Source organism: Litoreibacter sp. (assembly GCF_058136045.1).
Genome location: NZ_JBYVDD010000018.1, coordinates 1 through 16,155, shown reverse-complemented (window position 1 = coordinate 16,155; position 16,155 = coordinate 1). Strand labels below are relative to the sequence as shown.

The window sequence follows — 16,155 nt, the reverse complement described above, 5'->3', positions numbered from 1 at the left end:
TAGTTAAGGGTGGATTTCGATAATTTCTTGTTCCAGCATGCGCCTGCATGCCTTCCCATTAGAATTTTTTGGGACCTCCTGTATGGAAATCGTGAATTTCCGTGGAATGGCAACCGTGGGCAGCCGTTTCATCAGATAGAGTCGCAAATCAATGCTATTCAACTCATCGGATTTGCTTGAGACGAAAGCGTTCAACACGCCGGTATCGCCAGATTTGTCGACATAGGCTGCAACTTCGTCAACCATCGGGTGAGCCAGCAGGCTGGCCTCGATCTCATTAAGATCAACGCGCACGCCGCTTAGCTTTACGATGGTGTCGTTACGGCCAATAAAGTGAACCACCCCATCCGTGTCACGACGCACCGTGTCACCCGTGCGGTAATACCTGGCGCCGTCGCACCAACCGGTCGCCTTGGCGGTCAACATTTGATCGCTATAGCCTCGCATCATGGTAGGACAATTCACCCATAATTCACCTTCACCCTCCTCGCTGATAGGCTGCTCGTTGCGGTCCATCAGCATGTAGTCGACGTAAGGAAGCTTGCGACCAAGCGGCAGTGGGTCAGGCGTGTTCAAGCGCGGCACATCATAGAAAAACGTGTCGTTGGTTTCGGTGCAACCGTAAATGTTGATGAAGCGCGCGTTCGGGAATATCCGAAACAATTGCCGTAACAGGCGGATGGGCATTGGCTCGCCAGCGAATAACACACAGCGCAGATTTGGCATGGTAATGCCCCCGGCGGCCTCGGCCACAAGCTTCAACGCAGAGGGTGCGGAATGCCAGATTGTGACATTTTTCTGCTGCATCATCTCAACCAGTTTCGGGCCGTTACGTGCAGTTTTTGCATCGGCCAAGGCCAAGCTAGCACCGCCCGCGAGGGATGCGAATATGTCGAGGAAAGATAGGTCAAATGCGAATGGCGCATGGCTAAGAACACAGTCGTCAATATCAATGCAGATCTCATCAACGACCCAACTTTGAAAGGCGTCCAACGCAGGGGCCTCGATCAAAACGCGCTTGGGTTTGCCGGTGGAGCCAGACGTGTGCAAAACTGCGGCCAAGGATTGCCGTGCGCCAGACGCGGCAGGCTGGTCCGGCGCGCTGTCCGGTAGCTTCGACAACGAGAGTAGCTGTGTGCCGCTGCGACGGGCCCACACCTCAAACCGGCTTCGGTTTGCATCATCGACCATCAGGACTGAAGGGGCCAGATCATCTAATATGTTGCTCAACCGGGTGTCGGGATGCGTCGGGTCCAACGGTGCGTAAGCGATGCCGCTTGATAGGGCACCCAAAATGGCTGCAACACTACGCGGATTCTTCTCTGCGCAAATGGCGACTACCGCGTCACTCTCATTGCCAACATCTTGCAGCAGACAGCGGATAACATTTGCCATATCAAGTACTTCGGCAAAACTGGCCTTGTCGGTAAGCGTGCCAACCTCGGCACCCGGAGTCTTCTGCATCTCCTCCCGAAGCATCTCGAAAAATGTACGGGTTTTGGAGATCTCAAAATTTGCTTGCAATAACATATCTAATCCCTCGTTCTACAGGCCAAGCATAGCGGAAATGCGGTTTTTCTGAATGTCCGAGCTGCCTGAATAGATCAGCCCACCGATAGCGTTGCGCAGATGGCTTTCAATGCCCGTCTCCAGCATGTAACCAGCCCCGCCATGCAAAGTGACTGCATCCATCGAGTTGGCAACATGCGCTTCAGAGATTGCGAGCTTGGCAGACGCGATCTCCAACGAAGCTTGCCCACCGCCATCCATGGCAGTGACAGCGCGACCAAGCCAATTGCGAGCATTCTCCAAACGGATATGCATGTCGCTGACCCGATGAGAAATTGCCTGATAGCTGCCGATTGGGGCACCAAATTGGTGGCGAGATTTTGCAAACGAAATGCACCTTTCCAGTTGCCGGCGCATTTCGCCAACCTGGAGAGCAAACACGCATAAAATTTCCCATTTCATTACGTAATCTAGGATAGAGAACCCCTGCCCTTCCCGCCCAATCAGGCGGCTTGTAGGCACGCGAACATCATCAAAATACAGATCTGCCATCGGTGCCGTGCGGAGTCCCATTTTCTTGCGGGCCTTACCAATAGTGAACCCTTTGGTGCCGCAATCCACGGCAAAAGCCGAGAACCCGCCCAGCGCACCTTTCTCTGGGTGGGTGCGGGCGTAAACTACACAAACATCGGCAATTGGAGCGTTGGAGATGTAGCATTTTTCGCCCGACATGACGTAATCGTCGCCGTCTTTTATCGCCGTAGTACTCATCGCGAAAGCATCCGATCCGCTGTCAGGTTCGGTGATCGCATGCGCGCCCACAATTTCTGCGGTGGCCAGTTGCAGCAGCATCTCGTTTTTCAACGCATCACTGCCAAATTTCTGGATCGGAATGCAGGTGCTGCACAAGTGAGTGGCTAGCGAGAAGCCCAATCCAGAGTCCTCGCAAACATAGCCTAAATGCACCAAAACATCTGTCAGTTCCGCGACGCTCAACGCCATTCCGCCAAGATCCTCAGAGATGGTCAATCCGGTCAGTCCGGCATCGACCATGGCTTGCCAGCGGTTCTTACCAAAGGCAGAGGCCTGATCGTCAGCTTGCCACCCCTCGTTAAGCAGGGGGGCCCATTGATCCAGCGCCTCGGCCATGGTTTCAACGAGATCGGAACGGTAGATGCCTGCGTCAGAAGGGCGAGACAGATTGCGAATCGTACGCATCAGAATTCTCCAGTTGCGGGAAGCTCAAAGAGTAGGCTCCCATTCAGGCCGCCAAAGCCCAGTGAGTTACTCATGGCGACGGTTGTGCGAATTGTTCGATCTTCACCCTCGACCGGCAGCGTGAACGCGATATCTTCGGGGTTAATTGTCGAGGTCATTTTCGGCGCTTCACCAGCGCGCAGGGCCAAAATGGTGGCGATTGCTTCGATTGCACCTGCGCTGCCCAACAAGTGGCCTGTAATACCTTTTGTCGAGCTGATAATCGGACGCTTCTGCGAGCCGCCAAAGACAGCTTCAAGTGCAACCGCTTCGGCTTCGTCGTTGATCTGAGTGCCTGTACCGTGGCAATTTACATATCCCACTGCTTCGGGCTTCATGTTGGCGAATTCCAATGCCTGCTCCATCGCACGTACCAACCCCCCGGGCTGGGGGCAGGTAATATGATGAGAGTCTGTCGACAGGGCAACGCTTGCCATTCTGGCCAAAGGCCGGGCACCCCGCGCGCGCGCATGTTCTTCGTCTTCAATCACAAGGATCGCAGCCCCATCGCCGATAATCATCCCGCTTCGGTCAACGTCAAACGGACGACAGCTGTTCCGATCCATGGCGCGCAAGGCGTTGAAGCCCGCGAAGTCGGCCTCTCGGATGCGGTCATTCCCGCCGACCAACATGACCGGGGCGTCACCGTTCTGCACACGCATAAACGCATAAGAAACCGCTCCTATACTGCTGGCACAGGCACATGAAAAGCTACAGAGGGGCCCTTGCAATCCGAGTATGCGGCGCAGCACAACGGCAGCGCTACCAGGACTGACAAGCTCTTGAAATTGCGCGCTATGGTCTCCCTCATTTAAGGCATCCGTATAACCGTCCATCAGGCCGCCACTCGTCGTGGCAATCGAGCATCCTGCCGATTTCAATATCTGCGAAGTGAGTCCCGCCTGCTCAACAGCTTCTAATGCGGCAAGCATTCCATAGCCTGCACAATTCATATCGGCCTCGGTCATGTCGCCGAGCCCCATATCTTTACTCATCCGCAAAAGCGCTTTGCGCAGTGCCGTCTGCGCAACTTCGGGATCAGTCGCAAAAGCATTCTTGGCCCTAAACCGTCCAGAGTCGAATTGAGAGGGCCTACCAGGCGCGGCACTGCCATCAGCCAACAACTGGCTAAACTCTGGGATACCAATGACGTCTCGCGTCACAACACCCATGCCGGTTACAATAACAGATCGAGTCATAGAGCAAATTCCAATTGGGTTACCTTGATGCCCGCCATCACACCGCTGCCGCTTTGCGAAAGGGCGCCGATTTGCCAGTGTTGCCGCCTTCGCTGGCCCACGTCGGGGCTATTCAGCAGGCGTGCAATTTCCAGCACTCCGCCGGCACCAAGGTAATCTGTATCTTCGGTCCCTGCCCCGCACTGCCCAAGGCGCTGCGAGGTCAGGGTCGAAATCTCTTCATTTACGTCCGCTTCACCAGTAATTTTGGCACGAACACGGACAGCTTCTGCGGCGTCAGCGCCGCTGTAGGTTGTTGTTATTCCCGTAATTTCAGGAAGGTCTGAGGCAGCACCGCGAGCAACAGCCACGGACTGGCGCTCCAACAGCAACATGACCATTGATTCAGTTACCGAATAACCTGGAGGCGCATCTGTTGCTCGGGCACAGACATGCTCACCAACGGGTGAGGAGAAGTCCTCAAACCCAACCACGATAGCGCGATCACACCGGTTCTCGGTGATCCAGTCATAGGCACATAGCATGGCGTCCATACCGGCCGTCTCGGTGCTGACCACAGCCAAGCAGGGCCCCATTAATCCATATTCAATAGCGCAGACGGACACTGGGTAGTTATGTGTCGCTTGGGCAAACCTGACGGCGTCGATGCCACGCGGTCCGTGCTTGCTCAATCGGCGGTGAATATCAAACACCTGCGAACAGCCATAGCTAGAGCCCGATATAAGGGCGGTCCGGGGGCCGGAAATTTCTTCTTTGGTCAGGCCAGCTTCTTTCAGCAGGCGCTCAACCATATTGCACAACCGGTAAGACACTTTCGTGTGCCGTCCACGTTCGGCCTTGCGGTGAGCTTCAAACTCGGAATGGTCCAAGAAATTGACATTAAAAGAACCAAAGGCTGCATCCGCATTGTGCCCGATGGCAGGGAGGGGACCACCTGACGCGACATCCGCGCATGCTGCTGAGACAATGACGCTGTCTTTCATGACAGATACAACCTTTGGTTAGTTGGGGAGAGAGGAGGAAGGAGGAGGAGGAAGTGCTTAGTAAGCTGAGCTACCACCATCCAACGAATGAACTTCATTCCCCTTCAAAGGAGGATTGAAAACGCAAACCAGACGCAGGGTCTCTTTGGCGGTTAGCCAATGCTTGTCGTTCTTATCCAAAGCATACATTGTGCCCGGGGTGATGTGGTGGGTTTCGCCAGTTTGCTCGTCAACGACTTCGCCGTCGCCTTCAATGCAATAGCAGGCTTCAAGGTGGTTTTTATACTCCAGTAAAGAGGACGTACCCGCCTCGATGATTGTGTCGGTCAACGAATAGCCCATTTGGTCTTTTTCAATCAAAAGACGGCGGCTTCTTCCGTTGCCCCACGCGATATCGCGTTCGGTATCGGTGATGTTGTCAATGGAATTGATGATCATTTTCTTTGCTCTCTTAATGTTACTTTGAACCAAACAACTTCAGCTTTAATTCGCTATCTTGCTTAGTGTGAGTTCAGTATAGGACAGCTATTTTGTGGATAGTTTGGTGTTTTGTGCGAAAAGAATTATGAATCACACAAATTATTATTTTACCCTTCAAAGATGTCGGTGAAATTACGCAAAGCAGACCTAAAGTAAACGCTGGGTCACAAAAATTTTCTCATGTATTCTAGTGGTTAATGGCCTACGCACGATGCAAGCGCATTAAAAACAAAAAGGCCACTTTCTGATTCGAAAGCAGCCCAATTTCAGGTTTATTCTTAAAGAGTTAGACCAAATCTTTAACTAAAGATCCCGACCTGAATTTCGTTTTGGTTTCAAACATGGAACCGTGATTTAGATGTAACCCGTCAAGCACCATATCATATGGCAAATCACTGTACTCACCATGCTCATGGGTGATCTCCATGTAGTCATTTCCATGGGTGTCGTAGGCGTGGTTCACACAATCTTCGACCCCATCAAATTCAAGCGGAGTCATTCGGTACAACTGACACAATCGCGCATTAAAAACGGGCGTAGCTTTGATCCACTTTCCATCCAGCTGCAATGTCACCAAAACATGAAAATGAAATATATTGCTGCCCATCATCTCAGCTAATTTAGGCGAGCAAAGATGGTTTTTCACATCGGTAATCCAAAGTTTTGCCGGGATACCCACTTTACGCAAAAGCGTAGTGTAGACGATAGACTTGTGGATACACAGACCAGATCCCTTACGCAAAATTGCACTCGCAGTCATGCTCTCACGAGCAAAATCGGCATTGTAGATTTCGTAGAACAGTCCATCGCGTACGGCGTAGAAAAGTTCCACGGCTTGGGTGCGCTTATCCGTACTGCCTGATTTCAAGACCCGTGTAGCGAACCGCTCCACGAATGGGTCGGAAAAGTTGAAAAATTCGGTTTCAGCCAGATTAGTTGGTTTCATTTTAAGCATCCTCCAAGGTCGTACAAAGCGCGTTCGGTAATATCACGCTGATCTCAGTGCCAACATCGAGCGTGCTTTCGACGTCAATTTGACCCTTCAGACCGGTAGCTATGGTTTTGCACAGATACAGGCCAAGCCCGTAACCGCCCGATGCTCGCCCGCGCGACTCGTCAGCGCGCCAGAAAGGCTCCATCAAATATTGCAATTGGTCTGGCGCAATTCCCAGACCGCGGTCTTTGACCGAAACGCGCATGTCACATTCCGCTCCATCTACTTTAGAAAACTTGACAGATATCGGATTTCCTTTGCCATATCGCACCGCATTACTGACGAAGTTCTTTAGCAGAACGCTCGTCAAGAACGGATCGAAATAGGCAGTTTTAGAGTCTGTTTCATTGCTGATCGAAATATCAATCCCCTGATCAACAAGTTGCGCAATCTGCTCGGATGCATAGGGCTCGATATCTATAAATTCAGCTTGCGCCTGACCCGAGCGACGCTTCTCGGCGGCCAAAATTGACGATAAAATCTCCTCAACCACAGAAATGTCCCGGTTAATTTGCTCACGCAGCTTGGCGTCATTTACCAAATCTTTACGAACCTTCAGGCGCGACAGCGGAGTCAGAATTTCATGCGGCAATGCCAAAAGCATATGTCGGCGGCTTTCATGGATACGCTGAAGCTCCGCCACCATGGTGTTAAAGCCCTCCGCAAATTTACGATATTCACCAAAGGTCTTTTCCAACGGAATTTGGTAGTCTAAATCACCATCTTCTATTCTGGTAATCCCTCTAGTCAATTCCTCAAACGGCAGTGTCAGGCGCCAGATCAGGAAGTAAATTGCAGTAATGGTCAGCATGATCGACACAACAACCAACCCGACCAACATTAGTGCAAAGGCTGAGATCGGTTGGCCAAACTCTGGAAGAATTGCCACTTGGGCCCCACGCACGGACACCGCTGCGTAACGGTCACCCAGGCGATTGATTGCGATGCCATCTTTATCATTCGCAGCAGCTTCATAAAGCGCAGCATATTTCGAGGCGCTGGCTTCTTCTACCGACATCAAGATCATCGGCGCACCACCAATAACTGTGATGTCGCTCCCTGGGTTCATCGCGCTTTGCGAAAACGCGTCAAACAACGCACGCGATAAATACCGGCGCGGGTGCTCGTCGGCGACCCTTTGCAATGACAAGATGAGCACAAGGCTCAGAAGGGCCGTCGACAATAACGTGGCCCACAGCAGATGACTGAAGACGGATCGGGTGCGTATCCAAAGTGCGATGTTTTCAATCAACCGAGCCATGCCTAAATCCTTGTCTCAATGCGGTAGCCTTGACTGCGCAGAGTTTTAATAAAATCAGTTTGAAGGCCTTGATCCCGAAATTTTTGGCGAACCCTATAAATGATAGTGTCAATCATAGCGGGATCATTTTGTTGCGCATAGCCGATCTGTTCGAAAATTTCAGCCCGGCTGACAGTAGCACCTTTGGCATCGACCAGTACTGTTATGATCTGCATCTCCAACTCGGTCAGATTAACCGTATAGCCAGTGAAACTAGCGGACATTTGTGCCTCAGATAGCTCTAAGTGAGGCACTGAGACAGTGGTTGATACTCCCTCCCCGTGAACTTGCACTGCTTCGGCCCTACGGCGACGCACGACGGCGCCGATACGGGCCACCAACTCACGCATCTCCACTGGCTTCGCGACGAAATCATCAATGCCACTTTCAAGCGCTACGATCCGTTCAGTCAGTTCTGCGCGCGCCGTGAGCGCAACGATCGGGATTTCGGCGTATGCTTTGTCGCTACCGCGGATAGTGCGGCAGACCGCCATACCATCCAGTTCGGGCAGCATCATATCTAACAGAAGCACGTCAAACGCCTCCTCTTCAAGCTGCTTGAACGCGCTGGATGGGGTAAAGGCGAGCTTAAGGTCCATGCCGTATTTGGCAAGCACGGGCTGCATAATTTCACCTAGTTCCTCATCATCATCAAGTATTAAAACGTGCAATTTCGTAATCCTGTATTGATAACTTCAATTCAAAGAAATGAACTCATTAAAAAACGTATGTCATTCCCAGTTGAAGCGAACGCTGCGTCGGGTTTGCACCATAGATTGAGGTGTTGCTTCCAAATGTAGAGATACCACGAAGGTTAACTGATGCGTTCTGACCAACCGGAATATCTACTGATATTTGCGCTAATCCACTGTTGTCAGCTGGCACGTAGAACCCCAGAGCCGACAAGTCGCTGTCACCCCAAAAGTCGTTCCACACCACACGGGTGAAAATCTGGTTTCGAGCCAGCGGCTCCTGCCTGCGAGATGTCATGCCGTAAATCGCCCCCGCAGCTGCACCATCAGCACCTGCCGCGCTGGCCAAAACGGCAATCTGCGAACTGTTCAAGCCTGCGGTGTTGAGATGGTACTCAAGCGCGACAGAAATATCACGTGTGCCGACGATGGATTGCGGCAAAGCCCAGTTCAATCCTAGCGCTGCTTGCACTTCCCAGTCCTTGTCACTGTTCACACCAAGCCCTTGTTGAAACGCTGCGGAGCCGAGACCACCCGCAAGGGCTTCTGATGCGATTGAGAGTCGTTTTTGGGCAAACACTTCACCGTATAAAACGAGATTATCACCGATCGTACCACTGGCTTCAAAGCCTAAACCCGGGCCATCATCATTGAGCAAAAAATTGCCCGTTACAGACAGGTTACCGCCGAATTGCGGGGTCGCTTTGATGAAAAAGGCGTTGGTTGCATTGGTTCGGTCAAGCCCCAAGCCGATATTGTCCATATCGGATAGGAGAGAACCTGTGCTGGCACTAATTTTGGGCCGATAACCCAATTGCAGCAAGCTGTTGCCAACCGTGGCCGTCCCCGTCAGGGCAAATACGCCTAGGCGTTCGCGGCGACGGTCCGATGGCGCTGCACTTTCTGTAGCAACAAGACTGTTGTCCTTAAACCAATCAGTGGGGTTAAACCCAATAGCAACGCCGTTGCGAATGTTAATCCGTCCAAATTGCAAAGTGACTTGCGACGAAACCGTGTAACTTATTGCCAACTCCTGCACGTCCAAGTTCACATTATCACTGGAGTTGAAATTCTGTCCCTCCACGCGATCAATGCGACCCCGCAAGTTGAATAGAAGGCTCATCCGGTCACTCAAGGCGTAGGTACCGTAATAATGACTAGAGGCGCGCAGCGCGGTGGTTGTGCCCCCCGACAGTTCGTCGATCTGGAAAACACGAAACTCGGTTTCCAAAGTAGCGCTACGCGATTTTTCTTCTGACAATTTCGGCTCTTCAACCGTGTCCGTTTGGGTCTGTACACCCTCATCCACCCCGATAACCAGGTCTGGAGGAAGGTCGAAGTCTTGCGCTATGGCTGGCAAACTAAACATGCCAAAGGTCATAGCAACCGAATATGTCAGAAGATATTTCATCTCAAGATCGCCTTTCTATGCCTTGAAATTCGGCAACCATTCTTTATTGAACCACGATTCCGGCAACTTCTTGGACCGGAAATTGCTCATGGTCATGACTGTCACTTTGTTCGGGTCGAAACCGTCGGCAATCACAACCTCGGTCGGACGCTGCGCACCCATCTGATTTTTCCACTTGCGATACCAAGCCACCTTGATGAGCTTGCCGCTTTTGGTGAAGTACTTACCCTTTATTGGGCTGTTGTTCTTGGCATCAACCCAAAAATCAACTGTACTGTAAGGCGCTGATTTCGTTACAGCTTTCAAGTGTAATTTATGGCAATTTCGGTTCTTCTTGTTGCCGTCAGCTACGGTTTCTTGGCCTTGCAGGATAGCGGAGTAATCCCCCACGAGGTTCGAGCTGACTACATCCCCGTTTGAGGCGTTGCCCAGCAAGCGCTGGCGCGGTGAGATCCGAACCGAAGCCTTCGACGCCGGGTCATAGAGCCACAAGATGTTGCCGTTCCGAAGCAATATCTTGCCGCGGTCTGCGCTTGGAGCGTTGATATGAACCAGCGTCTGGAACTGGCGGCCACTGGAGCGCGAATAGGTAGTCACTTTGGTCTGATCTTTGAGCCTCCCTCGCTCATAGGCGGACAAGGTCACGTCCACCGCAAAAGAAGTTTGGGGGTTCCGAATAGCATCTGCTCTCGACAAGATGCTATTCGCATTTCCGGCAGCGAAGGCAGGGAGGCCCAGCGAAGTTAGACCGGCAGCGGCGGCACCGCCAAACAAGAGTTGAGTAAATTCACGACGTTGGAGTTCCATAGTATGTTCCTTTCAGGTTCGTGTATTAGGGTGCGCGATTATGCGCGTTGTAGGCTCTCGACGATGTTCAGACGGGCCGCCTTGAAGGTTGGCACCACCGAGGCAACGACCGAGATGATGATCAGCAAGGCAACTACGCTTATTGCGAAAACCGGGTTGTCGAGGACCATCAGTTGGACCGTCAAAGGGGTGGCGTTAGAGGGTGGCGTCCATTGCACACCGGCAGAGTTCACGACGTTGGCGATAATCACCGCCGAGATTAGAGCAATCAGGGCCCCAAACAGGCCGACTAAAGCGCTTTCAGTGAGGAAGAGAGCCCGCACAAATCCTTTGCGAAAACCAAGGGCTCGGATCGTGCCTATTTCCTTAACTCGCTCCATGACGCTCATCGACACGGTGTTAACGATGGTGAAGACGATGACGATCGACAAGACCAGCGAGACCACGATGAACATGAAGGTGAACATGCCGAAGATGCGGGTGAACGTCGGGTCTATTTCGGTGAAGTGGTAAACTTTCAGGTCCAGATTGGCGCGCGTCATCACCTCTTCTATGCGGGCCTTGACTGCATCCACCTGATCAGGGTTCTTAACCTGCAACATCAGGGTCGTCGCTTCTTGGCTGTCGCCGTATAAAAGGCTACGGGCCTGCTCGAAGTGCATCATGACATAGGCGTTGTCGATAGCGCGAATGGCCTGTGGCTGTGCCGATTCAATGCCAACCCGAGCGATGTTCGGGACACCAGAAGAGGTTGCAGCCATCAGGTTCAGCTGGGGGCGTTCCGCTCCGCCTTCGCGAAGGGCAGTCAGTTCAGCCTCATCACTTACCAACGCGGTGAAGTCTGTATTTTCTGAAGTCAGCGATTCTTCGTCTACTGGGTAATCTTGACATCCCGCCACTTTCAGCGGGCCACACATGCCCATCATTCGAGCCATGCCAATGCCGATAACAACACCGTCACTCACTTGATCAATAAGACCGGAAGCTGGTGCAACCTGCCCGATGGACCAGCCGTCCCATTGGTGCATGTTGTCAATGTCAGAGGGCACAACACCAGAGCCAATGAAAGTCTTGGAATTGCCAGTCTTTGCATTACCAGCCACACCAGCAAGGTCGATACGAGGTGTAATTACCGCCAGTTGTTGACTCAACACTGGGTCGCGTGACAGAAGGCTGACCACTTCGTCCCAATTTTTGATTGTGTAGTCGTCGGGGTTAGCTGCGCCGAACTCCAGGTACCCGTCACGGTAAATCTGAAGATTGCCCTGCTCTTGGATCATCGACGTCTGAACGCCAAACCAAATTGATGTTACAAAACCACCGAACAATAGGGCAGCGAAGCCGCCAATGCCGATCGCTAATGCAGTGGTCACCGAACGCCGCGCGTTCTTAGTGAGATTTCTAAAAGCTATTTTCAAGATCATTGTTCTACTCCTGAGCCGTCTGGCCATCGATGATGTTGATCGTCACACTACCCTTGGTGATCAGGCTGGTGTCGTGAGTGCAGATCACCACAGAGGTGTCGAACTCCGACTTCATATGATCGAGAAGAGCGATAATCTCGCGAGACGTTTGCGAATCGAGGTTTGCAGTGGGCTCATCAGCGATGATGAGCGTGGGTTCCGTGACCAACGCGCGGGCAATCGCCACACGCTGACGTTGGCCTCCAGAAATTTCGCCCGGGCGACGGTCGATCAAATCTGCAATGCCAACAGCTTCCAAGTATTGAACCGCTTTCTTGCGGCGTTCCGCACCAGATTTGATCCGGCGCAACAGTGGGAACTCGACATTTTCACCAACAGTCAGCACCGAGATCAGATTAAAAGATTGAAAAATGAAACCAATATGCTTGGATCGAAAATCAGCGGCGGCCTTGTCACTCAAGTGGGAAACATCTTGATCAAGGATGAACAACTCACCGGAGGTAGGCTGATCAATCAGACCCATGATATTAAGCAATGTCGATTTACCGCTGCCCGATGGGCCGGTGATGAAAGTCGTTTCCCGACGCGCAATGCTACCAGAGACACCAGACAAAGCGTTCACCTCTACACGATCCATCTTGTAGGCTTTGTAGATGTTATTAAACCGGACCGCTGGGGTCCCGTTTATTGACAGGTCATCAGGCCGAAGTGGGCTGTCAGGCTGAAATGACCTTTGAGTGGAAATAGTGTTCACGCGTCCAATCCTTATGGCTGAAGTTATTTTATCTAATCCAAACTTACGGGGTGGGGCCCCTTCATATCAAACAACAAAGGATGGTTTTTCGACGCTAATAGATGGCTGGATGTCACAAACGAACGACGTTATGTGACGAATATTTTGGCGTGAATTATTCGTGTCGAAACGGTTGCAAACAAAAAACTGCCAAACGCGATCTATAAAACGCATTCGGAAGTTATTTATTCAAAGTGACCTGAGGGCGCCCAGAAACTATATCAGGTAACGGGCCGCATCTGGGTTGAGTGATCATTTAAACTGTACATTGCGCTGCCAGCCAAACCCAGTCCAATAAGCGCCATTATAGCCCGAATTGTATTCCAGTAGGTCCATGTCACACTATACTCCGCCCAAACTCGTGCAGCGTCGGCAGTGCTTAACGTGGCTACATCTAACGCCTCAATTTCATGGTTCATCGGGACGTTAATATTGACCGTCGGCAGAAAAGACCCAATGAAATAAACCGCAGCAGCAGTCAACAAAAGCACTCCAGTGACGCGGTTTCCTTTCCAATAAAGTGCTGCGGCACACAGGACCGAAAGGATTGGTGTGAACAAGAAGGTGAACAGGAACACTCCGTTGCGCGTGCCTTGATTAAGCTCCTGCATCGCGCGTATTGCATCGCTATCGGGCAGGTTATTGAGCCCCTGCATTACCGAGACGGAATACGCATAGAAAAAACCCCCGATAGCCCCAAACAGGACCAGTGGTACGATGCACAGAAAGAATGAAGTACGATACATGATGATCTCTTGGGTTGTTGGGTACCGCGCGCCGAAGCTCGCAACAACAACCTAAATCACGCAACTTTCAAAAGATATGGGCCGCCATATCAAACGACAAAAAACGATATTTGACGCCTTTATAGAACTTTATGATATTATGTTACGCTATCTCACTGGCAGACACGATTTGATGTTGAAGCACACAATTCGCCATAGATTCGCGATGACTTCCTAAGATACCAAGCGTAACCCAATGTCCCTGCCCCACTCGGTACTGCGTGTGTCGCCAGAAACGGCCATTCCCAAGGTCATGCAAATGATCTGCCGTGAGGTGTGCCAACTCATATGTATTGGGGCGGTCGCGAAATCCGGTGCCCATGGCTTTGACGAACGATTCTTTTAAGCTCCACGCATGTAACAGCGCCTCTGGCGACCAGTCCTTACGCAGCGCCCGTTCAGTTGGCGACAAAATCGCTTCCACCGCGCCGCCCCTCATATCCACAAACCGGCTGACATGTTCAATATCAACCCCGACAGACAAATCAGAGGTAGCCGCCGCCGCGACGACAAGCCCAGTCACATGAGAGATCGAGCACGGAAAAATCACCCCTAACGCCTTAAGGAAAGGTTGCTTCATCTCAGTCTTATGAAGCGAGAACACATCTTGCCCCAAACCGCTAAGTCGCGCCCCCGAGCAGATAGCAAGGCGCTCCGCCTGCCCGCTCAAGGGTTCAGACGAAGCGCGTGCAATCAAACACTGCACACGGCTTGGCTTAGACGTTGGACAGGGTATTGATCTGACCGACAAGCGAGTACCCGCGACCACGCACGGTACGAATAAAGTTCACTGTGGAACCGGCCTCCTTAATTTTTGTACGAAGCCGGTAGATAAGCGCATCAATGCTCCGCGTATAAATACCGCTGGTGCCATGAACTTCATCCAGCAAGTCATCACGGTTAAGGATTTCGCCAGGTCGCTGCGCAAGCGCGGCAACCAATTCAAATTCCATTGAGGTGACGACTAGTTTTTTACCATTCACAAGGACTTGGGCTCGCTGGGTTTCAATTTGCAAAACATTGCCCTCCAGCGAAACCTCAACACAAAGCCCGTTGCGGATCGGGGTTCCCTCGGGCGTCGCGGCTGGAAGTTGTTCAGTTGCATCATATCCTGAAACATTGGTGCGCCGCAAAATGGCGTTAATCCTAGCAACAAGCTCGCGTGGCTCAAATGGCTTTTTAACATAATCATCCGCACCGGTCTCGAGCCCAACAACCATGTCTGTGAGTTCTGTCCGGGCAGTCAGAATGATAATCGACACGTCTTTATAAGGCGCATTACTATAGCGGATTTTACTGCACATCTGCAGCCCATTAAGTTGAGGTAGCATCACGTCTAGCAGAACCAGATCAAATTTCTTGCTCTCAAGGGCCTCAAACCCCTCGTTGGGGGTGTGAACCGCATGTAGCTCAATGCTGTATTTGGCAAGGACGTCTCGCATAAGTTCCGCAAGCTCAACGTCGTCGTCAATTAATAAAACTTGAATCATCATTATCGTCCTTAACAATTAATACGAAAAAAAATGCACAAAAAATCACATGTAATTTGGCCCTGACGCCAGTAGGTTTACGTAACGTACGTATAAGTGGTGTGTACGCTTTTTGAAAGTCTTTACTAATGTATAAAAAACAAATGTATAAAAGTTCCGAACAATTAGTCGCGCCAAAAGAGCGTTTAACTTCAATAACGGGCGAGCAAGGTGTCCGATTCCGCATCATTGTGGGCTTGTCTGGCGCCTCGGGAATGCCTTACGCTGTCCGCCTGCTCGAAGTATTGCAGGGGCTACCCGTCGAAACACATTTAATTATGTCAAAGCCCGCAATTCAAACGCTCGCAGTCGAGACCGATCACACGCCCGACATGGTCCGCTCCATTGCCGATCATGTGCATTCTAACAGCGATATCGGGGCATGTATCGCATCAGGGTCGTTCCGCGCGCACGGCATGATCATCGCGCCTTGCAGTGTCAAAACGCTAGCAGAGATCGCAAATGGGATCGGCAGCAGCTTATTGACGCGGGCCGCAGATGTAACTTTAAAAGAGCGTCGCCCACTAATTTTGGGCGTCCGTGAAACACCTCTGCATCTGGGCCACTTGCGCAATATGACTGCGGCCACCGAGATGGGTGCAGTCATCGCTCCGCCAATGCCTGCCTTCTATATGAAAACCAATTCTCTAGACGATTTGATAAATCATCAGGTTGGGCGCTGGCTGGATGCGATGAATCTTCACACCAATCTAGCTCCGCGATGGAAAGACTAGTCAAGTAAATCGCACCCGTTAAAGTGAAAAGTATTACGTATATAACAGCAGTCTAACTATTTTCGATCAATATCATCGTCACCTTCGCAGGCTGTTCCCATCTTAAACCCATCGTCATTTAATATGCCGTATTTCACATAATTAATGATGGTGAATTACGCGGGGTGTGAAATTAAGCTGTCCTCACGAAAGAGACAGCACAGGGCATCATCATCACTGCGGCCGCTATAGCCAAATTGTTGCCAGTTGATTGTGAAA

General features: G+C 51.4%; 16 protein-coding genes. 1 reads left to right on the top strand and 15 read right to left on the bottom strand.

Annotated elements, in window-relative coordinates; translation table 11 throughout:
- Nucleotides 1-3: 3 nt before the first annotated feature.
- The 15 genes from AC3Y7R_RS16730 to AC3Y7R_RS16660 all read right to left on the bottom strand — a co-directional run bounded on the left by AC3Y7R_RS16730 (nt 4) and on the right by AC3Y7R_RS16660 (nt 15,124).
- Complete coding sequence (locus AC3Y7R_RS16730; protein WP_490043212.1) at nt 4-1,530, bottom strand: AMP-binding protein; 1,527 nt, start codon at nt 1,528-1,530, stop codon at nt 4-6.
- A gap of 15 nt (nt 1,531-1,545) precedes the next feature.
- Nucleotides 1,546-2,727, bottom strand: coding sequence for an acyl-CoA dehydrogenase family protein (locus AC3Y7R_RS16725; protein ID WP_490043211.1), 1,182 nt, complete (start codon nt 2,725-2,727; stop codon nt 1,546-1,548).
- Nucleotides 2,727-3,965, bottom strand: coding sequence for a beta-ketoacyl-[acyl-carrier-protein] synthase family protein (locus AC3Y7R_RS16720; RefSeq protein WP_490043210.1), 1,239 nt, complete (start codon nt 3,963-3,965; stop codon nt 2,727-2,729). Before AC3Y7R_RS16720 ends, AC3Y7R_RS16725 begins: the two co-directional genes overlap by 1 nt.
- Nucleotides 3,962-4,948 carry a beta-ketoacyl synthase N-terminal-like domain-containing protein gene (locus AC3Y7R_RS16715; protein WP_490043209.1) on the bottom strand — a complete coding sequence of 329 codons (987 nt, stop codon included), beginning with the start codon at nt 4,946-4,948 and terminating at the stop codon, nt 3,962-3,964. Before AC3Y7R_RS16715 ends, AC3Y7R_RS16720 begins: the two co-directional genes overlap by 4 nt.
- Nucleotides 4,949-5,005: 57 nt before the next feature.
- On the bottom strand, nt 5,006-5,386 hold the full coding sequence (locus AC3Y7R_RS16710) for an ectoine synthase (protein ID WP_490043208.1): 381 nt from the start codon (nt 5,384-5,386) through the stop codon (nt 5,006-5,008).
- A 328-nt stretch (nt 5,387-5,714) separates the two neighbouring features.
- Nucleotides 5,715-6,374 (bottom strand): transglutaminase-like domain-containing protein, encoded by a 660-nt coding sequence (locus AC3Y7R_RS16705; protein WP_490043207.1) that lies wholly within the window; start codon nt 6,372-6,374, stop codon nt 5,715-5,717.
- 1 nt (nt 6,375) lies between these two features.
- Nucleotides 6,376-7,683, bottom strand: a complete 1,308-nt coding sequence (locus AC3Y7R_RS16700; RefSeq protein WP_490043206.1) for a sensor histidine kinase — start codon at nt 7,681-7,683, stop codon at nt 6,376-6,378.
- A 2-nt stretch (nt 7,684-7,685) separates the two neighbouring features.
- Entirely contained in the window at nt 7,686-8,393 is a 708-nt protein-coding gene (locus AC3Y7R_RS16695) for a response regulator transcription factor (RefSeq protein WP_490043205.1), read from the bottom strand.
- 46 nt (nt 8,394-8,439) lie between these two features.
- Entirely contained in the window at nt 8,440-9,825 is a 1,386-nt protein-coding gene (locus AC3Y7R_RS16690; protein ID WP_490043204.1) for a hypothetical protein, read from the bottom strand.
- 15 nt (nt 9,826-9,840) lie between these two features.
- Nucleotides 9,841-10,632 (bottom strand): outer membrane lipoprotein-sorting protein, encoded by a 792-nt coding sequence (locus AC3Y7R_RS16685; protein ID WP_490043203.1) that lies wholly within the window; start codon nt 10,630-10,632, stop codon nt 9,841-9,843.
- 38 nt (nt 10,633-10,670) lie between these two features.
- Entirely contained in the window at nt 10,671-12,056 is a 1,386-nt protein-coding gene (locus tag AC3Y7R_RS16680) for an ABC transporter permease (RefSeq protein ID WP_490043202.1), read from the bottom strand.
- 4 nt (nt 12,057-12,060) lie between these two features.
- Nucleotides 12,061-12,810, bottom strand: a complete 750-nt coding sequence (locus AC3Y7R_RS16675) for an ABC transporter ATP-binding protein (RefSeq protein ID WP_490043201.1) — start codon at nt 12,808-12,810, stop codon at nt 12,061-12,063.
- 260 nt (nt 12,811-13,070) lie between these two features.
- The gene (locus tag AC3Y7R_RS16670; RefSeq protein ID WP_490043200.1) at nt 13,071-13,595 is read right to left on the bottom strand and encodes an anthrone oxygenase family protein; all 525 of its coding nucleotides are present in this window, start codon (nt 13,593-13,595) and stop codon (nt 13,071-13,073) included.
- A 142-nt stretch (nt 13,596-13,737) separates the two neighbouring features.
- Complete coding sequence (locus AC3Y7R_RS16665; RefSeq protein WP_490043199.1) at nt 13,738-14,304, bottom strand: 4'-phosphopantetheinyl transferase family protein; 567 nt, start codon at nt 14,302-14,304, stop codon at nt 13,738-13,740.
- Between the two features lie 46 nt (nt 14,305-14,350).
- On the bottom strand, nt 14,351-15,124 hold the full coding sequence (locus tag AC3Y7R_RS16660) for a response regulator transcription factor (protein WP_490043198.1): 774 nt from the start codon (nt 15,122-15,124) through the stop codon (nt 14,351-14,353).
- A gap of 128 nt (nt 15,125-15,252) precedes the next feature.
- On the opposite strand from AC3Y7R_RS16660, the gene AC3Y7R_RS16655 reads away from it, so the two are divergent.
- Nucleotides 15,253-15,897 carry a UbiX family flavin prenyltransferase gene (locus tag AC3Y7R_RS16655; protein WP_490043197.1) on the top strand — a complete coding sequence of 215 codons (645 nt, stop codon included), beginning with the start codon at nt 15,253-15,255 and terminating at the stop codon, nt 15,895-15,897.
- The last annotated feature ends 258 nt before the right edge of the window (nt 15,898-16,155 follow it).